The sequence below is a fragment of the Burkholderia sp. BCC1988 genome (assembly GCF_905339895.1).
In the GTDB taxonomy this organism is placed as follows: Bacteria; Pseudomonadota; Gammaproteobacteria; order Burkholderiales; family Burkholderiaceae; genus Burkholderia.
In genome coordinates this window covers 88,411-105,716 of sequence record NZ_CAJPHA010000002.1, presented here as the reverse complement: position 1 = coordinate 105,716, position 17,306 = coordinate 88,411, and the positions used below count along the sequence as shown (strand labels likewise).

Annotated in this window: 18 protein-coding genes; 8 read left to right on the top strand and 10 right to left on the bottom strand. The window is 68.0% G+C overall.

Annotated elements, in window-relative coordinates; genetic code table 11:
- Positions 1 to 55: 55 nt before the first annotated feature.
- From U4012_RS03315 to U4012_RS03300, 4 genes are all read right to left on the bottom strand, one after another.
- The gene (locus U4012_RS03315; protein ID WP_321796177.1) at positions 56 to 523 is read right to left on the bottom strand and encodes a cupin domain-containing protein; all 468 of its coding nucleotides are present in this window, start codon (positions 521 to 523) and stop codon (positions 56 to 58) included.
- 163 nt (positions 524 to 686) lie between these two features.
- Positions 687 to 2,039 (bottom strand): pyridoxal phosphate-dependent decarboxylase family protein, encoded by a 1,353-nt coding sequence (locus U4012_RS03310; protein ID WP_321796175.1) that lies wholly within the window; start codon positions 2,037 to 2,039, stop codon positions 687 to 689.
- Between the two features lie 20 nt (positions 2,040 to 2,059).
- Entirely contained in the window at positions 2,060 to 2,359 is a 300-nt protein-coding gene (locus U4012_RS03305; protein WP_040139054.1) for an ArsR/SmtB family transcription factor, read from the bottom strand.
- Positions 2,360 to 2,545: 186 nt separating this feature from the next.
- Complete coding sequence (locus tag U4012_RS03300; protein ID WP_321796174.1) at positions 2,546 to 3,433, bottom strand: LysR family transcriptional regulator; 888 nt, start codon at positions 3,431 to 3,433, stop codon at positions 2,546 to 2,548.
- A 128-nt stretch (positions 3,434 to 3,561) separates the two neighbouring features.
- On the opposite strand from U4012_RS03300, the gene U4012_RS03295 reads away from it, so the two are divergent.
- On the top strand, positions 3,562 to 4,599 hold the full coding sequence (locus U4012_RS03295; protein WP_321796172.1) for an aldo/keto reductase: 1,038 nt from the start codon (positions 3,562 to 3,564) through the stop codon (positions 4,597 to 4,599).
- A 134-nt stretch (positions 4,600 to 4,733) separates the two neighbouring features.
- Here the strand turns inward: U4012_RS03295 and U4012_RS03290 are convergent, their stop codons facing one another.
- On the bottom strand, positions 4,734 to 6,212 hold the full coding sequence (locus U4012_RS03290; protein ID WP_321796170.1) for a PLP-dependent aminotransferase family protein: 1,479 nt from the start codon (positions 6,210 to 6,212) through the stop codon (positions 4,734 to 4,736).
- A gap of 131 nt (positions 6,213 to 6,343) precedes the next feature.
- Here U4012_RS03290 and U4012_RS03285 point away from each other — a divergent pair, with 131 nt between their 5' ends.
- Positions 6,344 to 6,820 (top strand): GNAT family N-acetyltransferase, encoded by a 477-nt coding sequence (locus U4012_RS03285; protein ID WP_321796167.1) that lies wholly within the window; start codon positions 6,344 to 6,346, stop codon positions 6,818 to 6,820.
- 45 nt (positions 6,821 to 6,865) lie between these two features.
- Here the strand turns inward: U4012_RS03285 and U4012_RS03280 are convergent, their stop codons facing one another.
- Positions 6,866 to 7,591 (bottom strand): class I SAM-dependent methyltransferase, encoded by a 726-nt coding sequence (locus U4012_RS03280; protein WP_124529310.1) that lies wholly within the window; start codon positions 7,589 to 7,591, stop codon positions 6,866 to 6,868.
- Positions 7,592 to 7,810: 219 nt separating this feature from the next.
- Here U4012_RS03280 and U4012_RS03275 point away from each other — a divergent pair, with 219 nt between their 5' ends.
- Positions 7,811 to 8,824, top strand: coding sequence for a hypothetical protein (locus tag U4012_RS03275; RefSeq protein ID WP_321796164.1), 1,014 nt, complete (start codon positions 7,811 to 7,813; stop codon positions 8,822 to 8,824).
- 229 nt (positions 8,825 to 9,053) lie between these two features.
- On the top strand, positions 9,054 to 9,863 hold the full coding sequence (locus U4012_RS03270; protein WP_321796162.1) for a TlpA disulfide reductase family protein: 810 nt from the start codon (positions 9,054 to 9,056) through the stop codon (positions 9,861 to 9,863).
- 115 nt (positions 9,864 to 9,978) lie between these two features.
- Here U4012_RS03270 and U4012_RS03265 read toward each other — a convergent pair whose 3' ends face one another.
- Together U4012_RS03265 and U4012_RS03260 are read right to left on the bottom strand one after the other, a co-directional pair.
- Positions 9,979 to 10,383: a hypothetical protein gene (locus tag U4012_RS03265; protein WP_044845438.1), complete on the bottom strand. Its 405-nt coding sequence runs from the start codon at positions 10,381 to 10,383 to the stop codon at positions 9,979 to 9,981.
- Between the two features lie 423 nt (positions 10,384 to 10,806).
- Positions 10,807 to 11,070 (bottom strand): hypothetical protein, encoded by a 264-nt coding sequence (locus U4012_RS03260; RefSeq protein ID WP_321796159.1) that lies wholly within the window; start codon positions 11,068 to 11,070, stop codon positions 10,807 to 10,809.
- Between U4012_RS03260 and U4012_RS03255 the strand changes: the two genes are divergently transcribed.
- From U4012_RS03255 to U4012_RS03245, 3 genes are all read left to right on the top strand, one after another.
- Positions 11,069 to 11,458, top strand: a complete 390-nt coding sequence (locus U4012_RS03255; protein WP_044845439.1) for a fucose-binding lectin II — start codon at positions 11,069 to 11,071, stop codon at positions 11,456 to 11,458. The genes U4012_RS03260 and U4012_RS03255 overlap by 2 nt on opposite strands.
- Before the next feature lie 126 nt (positions 11,459 to 11,584).
- Positions 11,585 to 12,403: a fucose-binding lectin II gene (locus U4012_RS03250; protein ID WP_321796156.1), complete on the top strand. Its 819-nt coding sequence runs from the start codon at positions 11,585 to 11,587 to the stop codon at positions 12,401 to 12,403.
- 202 nt (positions 12,404 to 12,605) lie between these two features.
- Complete coding sequence (locus U4012_RS03245) at positions 12,606 to 13,346, top strand: fucose-binding lectin II (RefSeq protein ID WP_321796155.1); 741 nt, start codon at positions 12,606 to 12,608, stop codon at positions 13,344 to 13,346.
- Positions 13,347 to 13,531: 185 nt separating this feature from the next.
- Here U4012_RS03245 and U4012_RS03240 read toward each other — a convergent pair whose 3' ends face one another.
- On the bottom strand, positions 13,532 to 14,902 hold the full coding sequence (locus U4012_RS03240) for a M23 family metallopeptidase (protein ID WP_321796154.1): 1,371 nt from the start codon (positions 14,900 to 14,902) through the stop codon (positions 13,532 to 13,534).
- Between the two features lie 325 nt (positions 14,903 to 15,227).
- On the opposite strand from U4012_RS03240, the gene U4012_RS03235 reads away from it, so the two are divergent.
- Positions 15,228 to 16,103 (top strand): mechanosensitive ion channel family protein, encoded by an 876-nt coding sequence (locus U4012_RS03235; RefSeq protein WP_124487080.1) that lies wholly within the window; start codon positions 15,228 to 15,230, stop codon positions 16,101 to 16,103.
- A gap of 54 nt (positions 16,104 to 16,157) precedes the next feature.
- Here the strand turns inward: U4012_RS03235 and U4012_RS03230 are convergent, their stop codons facing one another.
- Positions 16,158 to 17,303 (bottom strand): branched-chain amino acid ABC transporter substrate-binding protein, encoded by a 1,146-nt coding sequence (locus U4012_RS03230; protein ID WP_321796151.1) that lies wholly within the window; start codon positions 17,301 to 17,303, stop codon positions 16,158 to 16,160.
- Positions 17,304 to 17,306: the final 3 nt, after the last annotated feature.

The following is a 17,306-nucleotide window of genomic DNA, read 5'->3' as shown; positions in this document are numbered from 1 at the left end:
TCAGTGGCGTTCCCGCATCATAAGCATGACGACGGCCGATGCGGATGCGTGCCGTCTACGGCCGTTTCGGCAGGTCGACGAAATCCTCGAGCTCGCCGGCGATGTAAAGCCGCTTGCCGATTCTCGGGTATTCGCAGACGTCGTGTTCGAGGCGCTGGCCGAGGATGAACAGTTCCAGCGGCACCTGGCCGGTGTTCTGCAACGTGTGTGCGTCGCCGCCGCGCGGAAAACCGAGGAAATCGCCCGGCCCGATTTCGCACGTGCGTTCGCCGATCGTGACCGAGCCGGTGCCGGACAGCACGTACACGCATTCTTCCTCGTACAGGTGGCGGTGATACTCGGCCGATTCGTGCCCGGGCATCAGCGTGAGCAGGTGCGCGCCGATCTGCGTGAGGCCGGTCAGGTCGCTGAGCTGTCGTTTGAGGCGAACGGCATTGGGATTGAGCGAATGCACCGCGCGCGTCGGTTCCATCTTCGCGATGTCGGCGGCTTTCAGCAGCTCCCGGGGAGGTGTCGTGGACATGGGGATCTCGTCGGCGTGAATGCTGCGGTTGGGCGCGCCGCCCAGGCGGGCACGGCGCGCATGCCGCATTATTGTCCGACATTTTCACGCAGACGAGCCGCACATCTCCAGATACGGATAGCCGGCGGCGGCGGCACGCGCGCGACGCATTCGCCGCCGCCGCTCAACCGACGTGCACGCCGCGCAGCGTCGTCAGCAACGCGACGAGACGGTCGACGTGCTCGTCCTCCGTGCGCCACGACGACACGCTGATCCGGAACGCCGGCCGCCCCTGCCATACGGTCTGGCCGAACCATACGTCGCCCGAGTCCTGCGCGGCCTGAAGGATCGCGATCGTCTCGTCGTCGGTGCCGGCGCGCACGAGCACCTGGTTCAGCACGACACGGTTCAGCACGTCGTAGCCGGCCGCGCGCAGGCCGTCCGCGACGCGCTGGGCCTGTGCGCAATGCCGCTCGACCATCGTCGCCACGCCGGCGCGGCCGAGCGCACGCAGCGCGGCCCACACCGGAATGCCGCGCGCACGCCGCGAGAATTCGAGGTTCAGGTTCTTCTGCGCATCCTGCGCGCCGCTCAGGTAGACGGCATCGCTGTTCATCGCGGTCGCGAGCGCGGCCGCGTCGCGGCAGATCACCATCGCGCCGTCGTACGGCGTGTTGAGCCACTTGTGGCCGTCGGTGGTCCAGCTGTCCGCGCCGTCGATGCCGTCGGTCAGTGCGCGCTTCGACGACGCGCGCGCCCACAGCCCGAACGCGCCGTCCACGTGCACCCACGCGCCGGCGGCCTTCGCGCGCGGAATCAGCGCCGCGAACGGATCGAATTCGCCGGTGTTCACTTCGCCGGCCTGCACGCAGAGGATCGTCATGTCGTCGAGCGGCGGCAATTGCGCGGGGTCGATGCGGCCGTGCGCGTCGACCGGCGCGACGATCAGGCGCTTCATCCCGAAGCCGAGCACGCGCAGCGCCTTCTTCACCGTGATATGCGCGAGCTCCGAGAGCACGACCTTCACCTCGGGTGCGCCGATCAGGCCGTCCGCGTCGACGTCCCAGCCCTTGCGCGCGAGCAGCGCACGCCGCGCGGCCACCAGCGCGACCAGCGTGCAGGCCGTCGCGCTCGTGCCGAAGCCGACCGCGCTGCCTTCCGGCAGCCCGAGCACGTCGACGACCCAGCGCGCGGCCTGCCGCTCGATCGTCGCGGCCACCGGCGAATTCGCGAACGACGACGCGCACTGGTCCCACGCGAGCATCAGCCGCTCGGCGGCTGCTGCGGCCGGCAGCGTCGCGCCGATCACGAAGCCGAAGTAGTTCGGGCCGTTCGATGCGACGGTCGCGGGCGTGCCCTTGTCGTCGAGCAGGCGCAGCACGTCGGCGGCCGGGCGGCCCGCATCGGGCAGCGGCTCGTCGAAGGCCGCAAGACCCGCGAGCGCCGCGGCGTCGGGATAGGCGCGCCGTTCGTCGATCGCTGCGAGATACGCTTGCGCGCGCCGGTCGGCATCGGCCAGCAGGGCGAGTTCATCCATGTCGATTGCCTCTGTGAAGATCAGAGTTGCAGGAGGTCGCGGCCCAACCGATGCAGCGCATCGTCGATCCGCTTGTAGTACGTGAACTTGCCGACGCGCGTCGCCCGCACGAGCCCGGCATCCGCGAGGATCCGCATGTGGCGCGTGGTCGTCGCCGGCGCGATGCCGAGCTTCTCGGTGATGTACGTGCAGCACACGCCGAGCTCGTCGAAGTCGCCGTGCGGCTGCGGCGGGAAATGCTTGCGCGGCTGCTTAAGCCAGCGCATCACGGCCAGACGGCTTTCGTTGGCCAGTGCGCTGATGCGGGTGACGTCGTCCATGGTTCCGGTCTCGTTTGACGTTTTGAATATTAGCTAAATGACGAAACGTGGACAACCCGCTTCGCGGGCGATTTTGCGTTCACTGTCGTGCGGGAAGCGGCCCCGTCCGCTACTGCGCCGCTTTTAGCGTCATTGCGTCGGACGCCGACGCGCGGACGCATCGGCCGCGGCGCGATCCGGTTGCGCTCACCCCATCGCCAACGCCTGCGCCAGCCGTTCGATCAGCGCCCGCACGCGCCGCGGCTGCACCGCACCGCCCGGATAGACGATCTGCAGGTCGACTTCGCCCGGCGAGAACTCGCGAAGGATCTCGACCAGCGCGCCGGACGCCAGATCCTGCTCGACGTCGAGCAGCGACTTCAGCGCAATCCCGTGCCCCGCGACGCACCACGCGCGCACGAGCGCGCCGTCGTTGGCGACGCGCCGGCCACGCACCGTCACGCGCTTCGGTTCGTCGTCGATACGGAACGGCCACTCGGCATACAGCTCCTGGCCGAAGCGCATCACGATGCAGTCGTGCGCGGCAAGCTCGGCCGGATGCCGCGGCGTGCCGTGCGCGGCGAGATACGCAGGAGCGGCGCACACCACGCGGCGCGAGCGGCCGAGCGAGCGGCTGCGCAGCGCGCTGTCCGCGAGCTGGCCGCGACGGATCGCGAAGTCGAGCCCCTGCCCGACGAGATCGACGTAGCCGTCGCCGAGATGCAGGTCGACCGTGACGCCCGGGTGCTCGGCCAGGAACGCGTCGACCACCGGCACGACGCGCGCCTGCCCGAGATCGGCCGGCGCGCTCAGCCGCACGGGCCCCGACAGCGTCTGCGCGCCGAGCCGCACGCGGCTTTCGAGTTCGTCGGCCTCGGCGAGCAGGCGCCGCGCGCCCGCGACCAGTGTGCGGCCCTCGTCGGTCAGGCTGATCGCGCGGGTCGTGCGCGTGAGCAGCGCCGCGCCGTAGTGGCGCTCGAGCGCCGTCAGCCGCTCGGAAACCGTGGCCGGCGACAGGCCGACCTCGCGGCCGGCCGCGGCCAGCCCGCCCTTCTCCACGATGCGCAGGAACAGCGCCAGGTTGTCGAGCAGCATTCTTCGCTTCCTCCGAAGGATATTTTCGAAGTCTGCCCAATTATCCGGATGAACCGCAAGCGCTAGAGTGAACGCTCACCTTGCCGACGCCCGCTCGCGCCGGCCTCGACGACGAGAGGACACCCGCCATGGAATACCGCACGCTCGGCCGCTCCGGCCTCAAGGTTCCCGCGCTGAGCTTCGGCGCAGGCACGTTCGGCGGCACCGGCCCGTTGTTCGGCGCCTGGGGCAACACGGACGTCGATGAAGCGCGCCGCCTGGTCGACATCTGCCTCGAAGCCGGCGTCAACCTGTTCGACACCGCCGACGTGTACTCGGACGGCGCATCCGAGCGCGTGCTCGGCGCCGCGATCCACGGCCGGCGCGACCAGGTGCTGATCTCGACCAAGACGGGCCTGCCGACCGGCGATGGCCCGAACGACGCCGGCACGTCGCGCGCACGGCTGATCCGCGCGGTCGACGACGCGCTGCGCCGCCTCGATACCGACTACATCGATCTGCTGCAGCTCCATGCGTTCGACGCGGCCACGCCGGTCGAGGAAGTGATGTCGACGCTGGACGATCTCGTGCGCGCGGGCAAGCTGCGCTACATCGGCGTGTCGAATTTCGCGGGCTGGCAGATCATGAAATCGCTCGCGGTTGCCGACCGGCACGGCTGGTCGCGCTACGTCGCGAATCAGGTCTACTACTCGCTCGTCGGCCGCGACTACGAGTGGGACCTGATGCCGCTCGGCGCGGACCAGGGCCTCGGCGCGCTGGTGTGGAGCCCGCTCGGCTGGGGCCGGCTCACCGGCAAGATCCGCCGCCACGCGCCGCTGCCCGAACGCAGCCGCCTGCACGACACGGCCGGCTTCGGGCCGCCGGTCGACGACGAACGGCTGTACGACGTGGTCGACGCGCTCGACGCGATCGCCGAGGAAACCGGCAGGACCGTGCCGCAGATCGCGCTGAACTGGCTGCTGCAGCGCCCGACCGTGTCGTCGGTGATCATCGGCGCGCGCAACGAGGAACAGTTGCGCCAGAACCTCGGTGCGGTCGGCTGGTCGCTGACCGATGCGCAGGTCGCGAAACTCGATGCGGCGAGTGCGATCGAAGCGCCGTATCCGTACTTCCCGTATCGCCGGCAGGACGCGTTCGCGCGGCTCAATCCGCCGATGCGCGGGTAAGCGGAGCAGCGGACCGTCGCGCTCCGATGCAATGACGCGATGACGTGGCGACGTGGCGGCGTAGCGGCGTAACGGCCTAGTGACATAGCGGCGTAACGGCATAACGACGTAGCGACGACACGGCACAACGACCGTCACCGCGCGGCCAGCACGCGGTCGATCATTTCGCCGATCCGCCGCGCGAGCCCGTCCATCCGCTCGGCCGGCACGCCGCCGTAGCCGAGCACGAGCCCGTTGTAACCCGCCGCGGTGCCCGGCAGGCAGAACGACGACAGCGGCCGCAGGATCAGCCCGTGCGCCTGCGCGACGCGGCTCAGTTCCGTGTCGGCCACCGGCACGTCGAGCCGCGCGGACAGATGCATGCCGCCCGCGCCGCCCGACACCGTCAGCCGCGTATGCAGCCGCCGCGCCAGCGCGTCGTGCAGCGCGTCGCGCCGCTCGGCATACACGCGGCGCATGCGCCGCAGATGCCGCGTGAAATGCCCGGCGTCGATGAAATCCGCGAGCGCGCGCTGCTCGACGGCGCGGCCCTGCAGCATCAGCGCGCCCGCCGCGTCGCGCAGCGGCTGCGCAAGCGCGGCCGGCACGACCATGAAGCCGAGCCGCAACGCCGGAAACATCACCTTGCTGAAAGTACCGAGGTAGATCACCGGCGCGTCGTCGGCGAGCCCCTGCACGGCCGCGTGCGGCGTGCCGTGGTGACGGAACTCGCTGTCGTAGTCGTCCTCGACGATCCATGCGCCGGCCGCGCGCGCCTGCGCGACGAGCGCGAGCCGCCGTTCGAGGCTCATCACCGCGCCGAGCGGATATTGGTGCGACGGCGTGATGTAGACGAGCTTCGGCGGACGAGCGCGCCAGTCGTCCGGATGCGGCGCGAGCCCCTGCGCATCGACGCCGATCGGCTCGACGCGAAGGTCGGCCGCGAGAAACGCGTTGCGCGCACCGTGGTAGCCGGGATTCTCGATCCATGCGACATCGCCCGCGTCGGCCAGCGCGCGGGCGCACAGGTCGAGCGCGCCCTGCGTGCCGTCGGTGACGATCACCTGCGCGGCGTCGCAGCGCACACCGCGCGACGCGCGCAGATAGCCGGCGATCGCATCGCGCAGCACCGCGTCGCCTTCCGCGGACTGATAGCCGAGCTGCGCCGGCCCCGCCGAGCGCCATGCGCGCTCGACGCAGCGCCGCCACTGCGCGAGCGGGAACGCGTCGACGGCCGGCACGCCCGGCATGAACGGCAGCGATTCGTCGAGGCCGCTCGTCGCGCGCTCGGCCTGCGCGACGCGCCGCGACAGCACCGCCGTAGCGCCGGCGGGCGCCGCGGCGGCGACCTGCGACCCGCGCAACCCCATCCGGGCGACCACCGTGCCCTGCCGCGTGCCGGTCACGAACCCTTCCGATGCGAGCCGCTCGTACGCGTACAGCACCGAATTGCGCGCGATGCCGAGCTCGTCGGCCAGCGTGCGCGATGCGGCAAGCCGCGTGCCCTCGGCGATCCGGCCGCTCAGGATCGCGTCGCGCAGGCACGCGTACAGCCGCTGCTGCTGCGACATCCGCGTGGCCGCGTGCGGCCCCGCTTCGCGCTCGAAGGTCGACAGCAGCAACGCGTAATCCATCGTGGCTCCAGATTGTGTGGATGTCATGGGTCTACACATGGTGCCACGAACTTTCTATCGTAGAGGTCTGCGCGCGTTTCCGGTCGTGCCGGCAACGCTTCACTTCATCCATCCTCGAAAGGTTCGCGACCATGAACGCTACCGACACCGGCCTGACCGTACGCCCCGTGCGCGAAGACGATTTCGACAACTGGCTGCCGCTGTGGGACGGCTACAACCGCTTCTACGGCCGCTTCGGCGATACCGCGCTGCCGCGCGAGATCACGCGGCTCACGTGGTCGCGCTTCTTCGACGGCTACGAGCCCGTGCATGCGCGTGTCGCGGAACTCGACGGCCGGCTCGTCGGGCTCGTGCACTTCCTGTATCACCGCAGCACGACGCTGGCCGGGCCGACCTGCTATCTGCAGGATCTCTTCACGCTCGAGCGCGAACGCGGCAAGGGCGTGGGCCGCGCGTTGATCGAAGCCGTGTACGACGCCGCGCAGGCGCAGCGCGCCGAACGCGTGTACTGGCAGACGCACGAGACGAATCGCACGGCGATGCGGCTCTACGACACCGTCGCGGAGAAAACCGGATTCGTGATCTACCGGAAGGTCTTGCCGCGCTGATCATGCGGCGTGCCGCAGGCCGCACGCCGCGCGGCCGCGACGGTTTCAATCCAGCGGCCGCGCCTTGATCCACAGGAACAGCGGCACGCGCGACCACTGCTTCAGCGTGTCCGTGTCGGCGCGATCTGGCAGCGGCTCGCGCAGCGACACGATCGCGAAGCCGGCCGCCTCCAGCGCATCCATGTAGGCCTGGAGCGGCAGCGACCAGCCCGCGAAGTGCATCGACAGCCCGTCGCGCGTTTCCACGCCCTCGAAATGCTCGCTGCCGAAATACGTGCCTTCGAGCACGAACGGCGCGTCGGGCTGCGGCCCCGCGAAACGGCCGCGATCGCGGAACGGATGCACGAGCGACACGAACAGCAGCCCGCCCGGCTTCAGCACGCGACGTGCCTCGCGCAACGCGGCCGCCATGTCGTCGAGGTCCATCAGCACGTTGTATGCCATCACGATGTCGAAGCTGGCCGGATCGAACGGCAGCGAGGCGGCATCGGCGAGCGCATAGCGGTGCGCCGATGCCGCGCGACGCGCGGCGTCGAGCATCGCGGGCACCGCGTCGCTCGCGGTCACGTCGTAGCCGAGCGCCTTCAGCTCGCGGCTCACGCGTCCCTCGCCGCAGCCGATCTCCAGTGCGCGGCCGGTACCGCGGCCGAGGTAGGCCGCCAGCCCGTCGCGATACTTCCAGAACGCATCATGGCCCGGCCTGCCGGCCCAGTCGATCCATTGGTCGGCGACGTGCGTCCAGTGTTCGGTGATGGCTTTGCTGTCGGTCATGTTCGCTCCCCGATCGGTGTTCGTCCTGCTGGTTCAGGATGCGCATGGTAAGCCGAAGCGGCGGTGCGCGTGAGCGCGTCGCGCGGCACGAGGCCGCCGCGGCCGGTTTCCGTTTCCGGCGGCGGCGTTCTACAGTTCTTACGACGGACGACATGCGCCGCCACACATCGTTCGCGTTCGGCGCGCGTGCCGATACACCCCCGATTCCGAGGAACGTCCATGCCGAGTATCGTCGCCGGCCCCGCCGATCTGCCGCCGAGCCCCGTCGCCGCCGAAACGCGCATGGTGCACGACGTCGCCACGCTGCAGCCGTCGGACTACCGTTCGGCCGACGGTGCATCGTGGGTCATTGCCACCCTCACGCCGGCGCCGGACAGCGGCAAAAACGTGACCGGCAATACCTACTTCGATACCGCGAAACGGCAAACCGTCGCAGTGCCCGACGCGCGTCGGCGTTACGCGAACCGCGGCACCTGGCAGGTTATCGCGAGTTCCAGCCCGGCGGTGCCCGCCACCGGCCGCTACGACTGGCTCACGCTCGCATGGCTGCCGATCAACGGACGGCCGCTGCCGCAAACGCCCGAGCATCTGTATTCGCCGTTCATTCGCGGCGGCACGATCGTCTATCGGTGGAATCCGGACGCGCAAGGCGGCGAGCAGTTCGGCAACGTGCGGATGATCTTTCCGGCGTGGCAACAGCAGGTCGCGGACGTGCTGCGCGGCGCGCCCGGAAACGTCGCGCCAACGGCAGCGGCCGCACCTGCATCGGCGCTCGATCGCGTGCAGCAGGACGGCAATCCGATGGCCGCCGTGCTCGACTTCGCCGCCGCGCTGCATGAGGAACCGGCCGACCGGATCGCCGCGCGCCTGCCGGCATTGCTGCGCGCGAGCGACCTGCACGAAGTGTCGGCGATCGTGTTTCAGTGCATCGCCGCATCGCGAGAAGCGGACCGGCCGCGCTTCGTCGAGGCGATCAACGGGTCCGTCGCCTCGATCGACGACGGCGCGCGCCTGCTCGCCATCGCCTTCGGCGCATTCGCGGCCGGCAGGGCGAAGCCGCGTCCGTTCAGTGATGCCGAACAGGCCGCGCGCATCAACGACGTGTTCACGGCCTTGAAGCAGAGGACGTCGGCACTCGGCGTGCCGGCCGGACAGGGTTCGCCGTGGTACGAATTCTTTACCGCGTACCGGCTTGGCGGTGCGCCTTCCGGCTCGAGCGGAAGCAGGCAGTAATTACCGGGCCTGCGCGATCGTCGGTCGGCCTGATGCGTCGCGAGACTTCGACGAAAACGACGTCGTCCTGAATGCCGGCGCCCGGCATGCGATTCGCACGCGTCGGGCGGTGCATGGCGCTCGGTCACCAAGGGAACCCGTGTGCGTCCCGTAGGGTCGAAACGTCACATGACCGTCGACGGCATCGCGTTCGCCGGTCGATCCACGATCCCCGCACCCTTTTCTCCCCATGTTGAGCATCGGTCCCTTCTCGATCCGCGTCGTCGCGGTAGCCGCCGCCGCGCTGCTGGCGTGGCTCGTTGCCCGCTTCATCCAGCGCCGCCCGCCCGATGGACATCACAAGAGCGCGTCGAGCCTGATCCTCGACGTGCTGCTGCTCGGGCTGGTCGCCGCGCGTATCGGCTATGTCGCGCAATGGTGGCGCGACTACGCGACGACGCCGCGCGCCATCGTCGCGCTCGGTGACGGCGGCTTCGACTGGCGCATCGGCATCGCCGCCGCGCTGGCGTTCGCCGTCTGGCGGCTGCGTCGCCTGCCCGCGCTGCGCAAACCCGTGGCGGCCGGCATCGTCGCGGGCCTCGCCGCGTGGGGCATCGCGCAAGGCACGCTGGCGACACTGCAGCGCACCGCGCCGCCGTTCGCCGCGCTGCAGCTCGAAACTCTCGATGCGACGCCTGTCCTGCCGCAACGCTTCGCAGGCAAGCCGGTCGTGGTGAACCTGTGGGCGACGTGGTGCGCACCGTGCCGGCGCGAGATGCCGCTCCTCGAACAGGCGCAACGCGATCACCCGGGCATCACGGTGCTGATGCTCAACCAGGGGGAAAACGCGCAGGCCGTGCGCGCGTTCCTCGAACAGCAGGGGCTGCGCTTCGACAACGTGCTGCTCGATCCGTCGTTGCATGCGATGCATGCGTACGGATCGCGCGGGCTGCCCACGACGCTGTTCTTCAATGCGAAAGGCGAACTCGTCGAATCGCACATGGGCGAGCTCACCGCCGCGCGATTGAAGGATGCGGTGGCGCAGCGTTTCGGTCAGTGATGCCGTCGGCCGCCTGCTCGACGCCACGATCGATCGTCGATGGCAGCGCGCGTTCCCGCAGCCGCGGCTGACTCGACCGCCGACACGCCGGCACTTCGACCGCCATCGGCTACGCTCACGGCCTCGACAGCACCATCACCCGCCCCGACACGCGCTGAAGCTTCAGCCACCCCGTGTCGGCGGTGAACCTGAGCTGCTGCAACGGGAAATCGAATCCCGCCTTCTGCGCGGCGCTGACCACCGCATCGGCGATCCAGCGAATCAGTTCCTTTCCTTCGTCGGTCGTCTGGTGACCGTTCTGGACACCGTAGAAATAGCGGTTCCCTGCGTTGACCTCGTTCTGCAGCTGCATCCAGTGCCCCGGGAGGCCGGGCAGGGTCCTGAACAGGTCGGCCACACGCTGCGTCGTCAGGCCGCGCGCCCACAACGCGCCGTTCACGGCGGGCCGCGCCAGGTTGTGACGGTCTGCGTCCTGTGCCTGTCCCTTGATCTCGCCTTTCAGACTATCGGGTTTCGTCATCGCACTGTCCTCGTGAGGGCCCGGTAAAGGGCCAATTGAATGAATAAATCCGCCGAATAGCGAGCGCACGCGCGTCTTGCACGATACCGCCAATCTCGGAATTGATCGCCTGTCAGGTATATCAGGCCGCGCTTGGCAATATCGTGTGCAAAAATCAGCCGCGTCCGACAGGCGTCGCGACAGCAGGCCGATATGCTTCGTCGGGTGCGGTGCCGGTGAAATGCCCTGTTCAAGTTCGGAGTGAGCCGGTCATTGAGCTTCGTCGGCGCCGCACCCCGCTTCGTTGCGATCCGGCTTCGGCGCGGGCGCTCGACGGTGGCCGGTGGGCGCGGCCACGACAGGGAAAGACGATGTTGAAACAACACGCTGCCATATGCGAACGCCGAGCGTCTGCGCCGAAACCGGATCCTCTTGCCATTCCCGTCATTCCCGCCTGCACACCCCGCCATTATTCAAAAAAGCGTGACACGCATCGATATAATTTCCGAGATATATCGAACGGCACTCCATTGAATTTTCACCATTAAATCGGACTGTTTCGGTTTCCGATTTTCTGAACGATTCCCATTCCCGGCGGAATATTTTTTCATTTATTTTTCGCCATGCTGACTGAACCGTGTTTGAAACTGCAAGCGTTTGCGAGACACGGTGAAGTGCCTTATCCATCGACTTCCAGGAGGAAAGCATGGCCGAATCTCAAACGTCTTCGAATCGCGCCGGCGAGTTTTCGATTCCGCCGAACACCGACTTCCGCGCGATTTTCTTCGCGAATGCTGCCGAGCAGCAGCACATCAAGCTCTTCATCGGCGACAGCAAGGAACCGGCCGCTTATCACAAGCTGACCACGCGCGACGGCCCGCGCGAAGCCACGCTGAATTCGGGCAACGGCAAGCTGCGCTTCGAAGTGACGGTAAACGGCAAGACGTCGGCCACCGATGCGCGCCTCGCGCCGATCAGCGGCAAGAAATCGGACGGTTCGCCGTTCACCGTCAACTTCGGGATCGTCGTGTCGGAAGACGGTCACGACAGCGACTACAACGACGGCATCGTCGTGCTGCAGTGGCCGATCGGCTGACCTGACGCACGATCGGCGGCCGCGCCGTGCCGGCCCGCCGTCGTCGGGCCGGCCAGCGGTTCGCGCTCATCAAGCGGGCCTCACGCAGCACCCCAATCCAAAACAGCGTTATCACAGGAGACTTCCATGCCGCTTCTTTCGGCTTCGATCAACAGCGCACCCGTCGTCACGTCCGAGACGTACGTCGACATCCCCGGCCTGCATATCGACATCGCCAACGCAGAGATTCGCGACGGGAAACTGCAGGTCATCCTCAACGTGCCGACGCCGTACGCGACCGGCAACAATTTCCCCGGCATCTATTTCGCGATCGCGACCGACAAGGGCGTCGTCGCGGACGGCTGCTTCACCTATTCGTCGAAGGTGCCCGAAAGCACCGGGCGCATGCCGTTCACGCTCGTCGCGACGATCGACGTCGGCAGCGGCGTCACGTTCGTGAAAGGGCAGTGGAAAAGCGTGCGCGGCAGCGCGATGCATATCGATTCGTACGCGAGCATTTCCGCGATCGGCGACACGGCCGCGCAATCGTCGTCGCAAGGCGGCGGGAATCAGGGCACCGAAACCGGCGGCGGCGCCGGCAACATCGGCGGCGGCGGCGAACGCGACGGCACGTTCAACCTGCCGCCGAACATCAAGTTCGGCGTGACCGCACTCACCAACGCGGCGAACGACCAGACGATCGACATCTACATCGACGACAACCCGAAACCGGCCGCCACGTTCAAGGGCGCGGGCGTGCAGGACCAGAACCTCGGCACGAAAGTGCTCGACTCCGGCAAGGGGCGCGTACGCGTGATCGTGACGGCGAACGGCAAGCCGTCGCGCATCGGCTCGCGGCAAATCGACCTCTTCAAGAAGTCGTACTTCGGAATCGTCGGCTCGGAAGACGGCACCGACGACGACTACAACGACGGCATCGTGTTCCTGAACTGGCCGCTGGGCTGAACCCGACGATGCGCGGGGCGGCAACGCGTGCGCGCCGCCGTCGAACGCGCAATGGCGACGGCGCCAACCGCCCCAGCCACCCGTTGCGAATCGATTCACTCGAGCAGTCATTTGCAGTCCCACGCCGCGCTCCGCGCGCGACGACGGCGAGATCCGCTCACCGGTCGCGCGATGCGAGACATTCCATCAAGACGAGGAAGACATGTCACAACCGTTTACCCATGACGATCTGTACGCCCTGCTGCAACTCGCCGGCAACGATGCAACCGCCGTGCAATCGAACGGCGATCAGGCCGTGCTCGACCGGATGCGTCAGTTCATGACCGCGCAGCTCGTGGAGAAGTTGCCGCAATACGATGTGTTCGTCGACATTGCAACGATCCCGTACAGCTTCGACGTCGGCAGCTGGCAGAACAAGGTGAAGGCCGATGCGGCCGGGCAGGTGATCGCCTGCACGGTGACGTGGGCCGGCGCGCCCGGCGTGCTGCCCGGCGCGGCAGCGAAGTTCGGTGTTGGTGCGGTGGTCAATTACTTCTCGAAGGCGACGCCGCAACCGCAACCCACGCAGCCGGGCACCACGACGACCGGCGGCGGCGAACGCGACGGCATCTTCAACCTGCCGCCGAACATTGCATTCGGCGTGACGGCGCTCGTCAATTCGTCCGCGCAGCAGACGATCGAAGTCTTCGTCGACGACAACCCGAAACCGGCCGCAACGTTCCAGGGCGCCGGCACGCAGGACGCGAACCTGAACACGCAGATCGTGAACTCGGGCAAGGGGAAGGTGCGCGTGGTCGTGACGGCGAACGGCAAGCCGTCGAAGATCGGTTCGCGCCAGGTCGACATCTTCAAGAAGACCTATTTCGGACTGGTCGGCTCTGAAGACGGTACGGACGGCGACTACAACGACGGCATCGCGATCCTGAACTGGCCGCTGGGTTGACGGGCTGACCGTTAAACGGAAGGCAAGCGCTGGGCGCCGATTCGCCCGGCGCTTGCCTTTATTGCTTCCGATGCCCGCCGGGAATACCGTGCACGCGCGTGATGAGCACCGGATGGGTAGCCTGAAACATCACGTCGTCGCGCCTGCACACGGTACGCCGGGCGAGCACGCGCGACGTCGTGACATCAGCCGTCGTGCCGGGCGCCACGCTGTGACATCGCGAGCGGCGCCGTCAAGCTGGCCGCGGCCAACTGCGTGCGCGCGGCGTAAGCCACGCGGTTGAACGCGACACGCTGCTCACCCTTCAGCTTCGCTGCCTTCGACGCCTGCACGAGGCCGATCGGATCGACAAGACGACCATGTCGCCGGACCTCGAAGTGCAGATGCGGGCCGGTCGCGGTCCCGGTACTGCCGACCGCGCCCACCCGTTGACCGCGGGCGACCCGCGCACCGGTTCGCAGCGTGGGCTCGAACGCCGACAAGTGCGCGTAGTACGACGCATAGCCACCGTCATGACGGATCACCACATACTTGCCGTAACCGCGCGGCTCGGTGCCGATGAACGTCACGACGCCGCGCTCGGAGGCATGGACGGCGCGCCCTGTCGGCGCGGCGAGATCGACGCCCGAATGCACGTGGCGCGCGCCGGTCACCGGATGCACGCGCGCGCCGAAGCGCGAACTGGTGCGTGTCGACCGGACCGGCATCGCGAACCGGGTGCCTTCGAACGGCATGCCGTCGAGATCGTAATAGGCGCCCGGCACCGCCGCTCCGGGGGCGAACCACACGGCCGCGACGCGCCGGCCGCGAAAGCGGATGTCGAGCGCCGTCACGCGCACGCCGCCCGGCAGTGCCGCATCGTCATCGGGTTCGAATGCGACACGGAAGGTGTCGCCGGTCGCGCCGTGCAGCTTCGGGTCGATACGACCGGCCAACATGCGCGTCAGTTGCGCCACGACACCGTCGGGCAATTCGGCACGCGCCAGCGATGCACGCAGGCTGCCGGTTATCACACCGGCCCGCGCGCCGCTCTCCTGCTCCACGAGCACGAACGGTTGCGCGGACGCCAGATCGACACGACGCGATGCGAATGCCGAAGGCGCGCCGATCGCGGGCAGATGCGATGCAAAACCGTAATCGAAACGCCCTGCGTAACCGCGCTCGATCGCACCCCGCGCCGCATCGCAAAGGACAACGTACGGCGCACAGGCGCCGGCACGCACGACGAACCTGCCGGGATAGGCCTCCGCACGCACACGCACCGCCTGCGAATCCGCCACGATGCGCGAAACCACCGTCGACGCAAGCAAGCCGCCCCAGACGGTGCGGGCGGAATTGAAGAAAGGCACGTCGACAAGGTCGGCCGCTTGCGCCGCCACAGGCGCGGACGGCTCGGCACCGGAGGATGCCAGCGCCATCGCGCCCTGTGTGCCGGCAAGCCACGCCGCCGCAACGACACCGCGCAGCAGCGCGCGGCGAACGGGAAAGCGGATGGCGCCGCGTTGCGCGGATCGACCTCGTTCGCGTGCGAGACGTAAACACAGGTCGAACCGCATCGCGTCGTCACTCGCTATCTATGAAAACTGGAAATGAACCGGGTATCGCGGAGGAAAGAGCGTCGCGATCCGGTAGCCTGGAGGCGAGTGTACTGGCGCGACCAACACCGCTGAATAGGACCGATCCGATTTGGTCAGATGTTGTCTTAGTACATGAACGAAAGATAAAAGTCGCCGCAAAAAATGCGCGGGATGCGCCCCTTCGGTCGCGTGACACCGCGCATGGCTGTACAGTCGAGGGTTGCCCGCGCACGCGCGCATGCCCGCCCGGCCACGGCGGGTGCGCCGCCCGTCGCGCCTTCTGTCCTCAACCCGGAATCCCGTCATGTTTCTCGATCATCTTCATCCGGAACGCTGGACGTTCCTGTGGAACGCGTTGTCCACGCTGTCGCTCAGGCTCTGCGCCGCCCTCGCGCTGCTCGTCGCGGGCTGGTGGCTGTCGAAACGCATCGGCAACTGGCTGAGCCGGCTGCTCGCGAACAAGGAGCGCGTCGACGACACGCTGCGGCCGATCCTCTGCGACGTCGCCGTGTGGGGCATCCGCATCGTCGCGATCGTCGGCGCGCTGTCGCAGCTGGGCATCGAAACCGCGAGCATCGTCGCGGTGCTCGGCGCGGCCGGCCTCGCGATCGGGCTCGCACTGCAGGGCACGATGCAGAACATCGCGGCCGGCATCATGCTGTTGCTGCTGCGGCCGTTCAAGGTGGGCGACTACATCGACGGCGGCTCGAGCGTCGCGGGGACGGTGGACGAAGTCGGCCTCTTCATGACGCGGCTGACGAAGCCGGACGGCATCTGCGAATACGTGCCGAACAGCGCGCTGTGGGGCAGCGCGATCCGCAATTACACGCGCAATCCGACGCGCCGTCTCGATCTCGAGGTGGAAGTGTCGGTGCACGACGACATCGATCGTGCGCTCGACGCGCTGCGCGCGCTGGCCGAAGCCGATCCCGACGTGCTGACGGAACCGGCACCGGACGTGATGGTGATGCGCTTCGACGACAGCACGGCGATCGCGAACATGCGCGTGTGGACGCACACCGACAAGTTCTGGGCGATGCGCTGGCGCCTCGCGCGCCAGGTGCGCAAGACGCTCGCCGACGCGGACTGCGCGTTGCCGATCCGCACGCGCGAACTGCACATCGTGCACGACGCCGAACAGCAGCGCCGGGCCGACCCGCGACGCGTACAGGCGTCGTAAGACGTCGGGGCGCACGAGCGCGCACGGCGCGCTGCTTCGTGCGCCCCGCTCGCGTCACATCCTGACGATATCGAGCAGCGCCTTCCTGCCGCTCTTGTAAGTGAATACCGAGATCGCACCGTGCTTCAGGTCGCCCTGCGGCGTGAAGCTCGTTTCGCCGATCACGCCGCGATAGTCGGTCGCCGGCATCGCGGCGAGCACCTTCGCCGGGTCCGTCGAGTTCGCGCGCTCCATCGCGTCGACGATGATGTACACCGCGTCGTACGAGAACGGTGCATACACCTGCATCGGCTGGCGATAGCGCGCCTCGTAACGTTTCACGAACGCCGCGCCGCCCGGCATCTTCTCGAGCGCGATGCCGGCTTCCGAGCACACGACGTTGTCCGATGCCGGGCCCGCGAGCTTCGGCAGGTCGGTCGAGCACACGCCGTCGCCCGCGAGGATCTTCGCGCGCATGCCGAGCTGGCGCGCCTGCTTCGCGAGCGGACCGCCCGTCGCGTCCATCCCGCCGTACATGATCGCGTCGGGGTTCTCGCCCTTGATCTTCGTGAGGATCGCGCGGAAGTCGATCGCCTTGTCGTTGGTCGCATCGCGCGAGACGATCTTCATCCCGGACGCTTTCGCCGCCTTTTCGAATTCGGTCGCGAGGCCCTGCCCGTACGCGGTCGAATCGTCGACCACGGCGACCGTCCTGATGCCCAGGTGCTTCGCCGCGTACATCGCGAGCGCGGGCCCTTGCTGCGCATCGGTCGCGACGACCCGATAGGTCGTCTTGAAGCCCTGCTGCGTGTAGGTCGGGTTGGTCGCGGCCTGCGAGATCTGCACGACGCCGCCGTCGCGATAGACGCGCGATGCGGGAATCGACGTACCCGAGTTGTGATGGCCGACGACGCCGACCACCTTGTCGTCGACGAGCCGCTGCGCGACCTGCGTCGCGGTGCGCGGGTCGCCCGCGTCGTCCTGCGCGTCGAGCTGCAGCGTGACCTTCCTGCCGCCGATCGCGAGCCCCTTCGCGTTGATTTCCTCGACCGCGAGCCGCGCGCCGTTCTCGCTGTCCTTGCCGAGGTGCGCGATCGCGCCGGTCAGCGGCGCGACGTGCCCGATGCGCACGATCTCGTCCGCGTGCGCGGACAGCGCGAATAGTGCACACGCCAGCGCGACCGCGCATGCCGCCTTGTTCCGATGCCGATTCCGATTCATGTT

Bases quoted from the DNA above. Each gene is read 5' to 3' on its own strand.
- U4012_RS03315 (WP_321796177.1), bottom strand. From the start codon at position 523: ATGTCCACGACACCTCCCCGGGAGCTGCTGAAAGCCGCCGACATCGCG.
- U4012_RS03310 (WP_321796175.1), bottom strand. From the start codon at position 2,039: ATGGATGAACTCGCCCTGCTGGCCGATGCCGACCGGCGCGCGCAAGCG.
- U4012_RS03305 (WP_040139054.1), bottom strand. From the start codon at position 2,359: ATGGACGACGTCACCCGCATCAGCGCACTGGCCAACGAAAGCCGTCTG.
- U4012_RS03300 (WP_321796174.1), bottom strand. From the start codon at position 3,433: ATGCTGCTCGACAACCTGGCGCTGTTCCTGCGCATCGTGGAGAAGGGC.
- U4012_RS03295 (WP_321796172.1), top strand. From the start codon at position 3,562: ATGGAATACCGCACGCTCGGCCGCTCCGGCCTCAAGGTTCCCGCGCTG.
- U4012_RS03290 (WP_321796170.1), bottom strand. From the start codon at position 6,212: ATGGATTACGCGTTGCTGCTGTCGACCTTCGAGCGCGAAGCGGGGCCG.
- U4012_RS03285 (WP_321796167.1), top strand. From the start codon at position 6,344: ATGAACGCTACCGACACCGGCCTGACCGTACGCCCCGTGCGCGAAGAC.
- U4012_RS03280 (WP_124529310.1), bottom strand. From the start codon at position 7,591: ATGACCGACAGCAAAGCCATCACCGAACACTGGACGCACGTCGCCGAC.
- U4012_RS03275 (WP_321796164.1), top strand. From the start codon at position 7,811: ATGCCGAGTATCGTCGCCGGCCCCGCCGATCTGCCGCCGAGCCCCGTC.
- U4012_RS03270 (WP_321796162.1), top strand. From the start codon at position 9,054: ATGTTGAGCATCGGTCCCTTCTCGATCCGCGTCGTCGCGGTAGCCGCC.
- U4012_RS03265 (WP_044845438.1), bottom strand. From the start codon at position 10,383: ATGACGAAACCCGATAGTCTGAAAGGCGAGATCAAGGGACAGGCACAG.
- U4012_RS03255 (WP_044845439.1), top strand. From the start codon at position 11,069: ATGGCCGAATCTCAAACGTCTTCGAATCGCGCCGGCGAGTTTTCGATT.
- U4012_RS03260 (WP_321796159.1), bottom strand. From the start codon at position 11,070: ATGCTTTCCTCCTGGAAGTCGATGGATAAGGCACTTCACCGTGTCTCG.
- U4012_RS03250 (WP_321796156.1), top strand. From the start codon at position 11,585: ATGCCGCTTCTTTCGGCTTCGATCAACAGCGCACCCGTCGTCACGTCC.
- U4012_RS03245 (WP_321796155.1), top strand. From the start codon at position 12,606: ATGTCACAACCGTTTACCCATGACGATCTGTACGCCCTGCTGCAACTC.
- U4012_RS03240 (WP_321796154.1), bottom strand. From the start codon at position 14,902: ATGCGGTTCGACCTGTGTTTACGTCTCGCACGCGAACGAGGTCGATCC.
- U4012_RS03235 (WP_124487080.1), top strand. From the start codon at position 15,228: ATGTTTCTCGATCATCTTCATCCGGAACGCTGGACGTTCCTGTGGAAC.
- U4012_RS03230 (WP_321796151.1), bottom strand. From the start codon at position 17,303: ATGAATCGGAATCGGCATCGGAACAAGGCGGCATGCGCGGTCGCGCTG.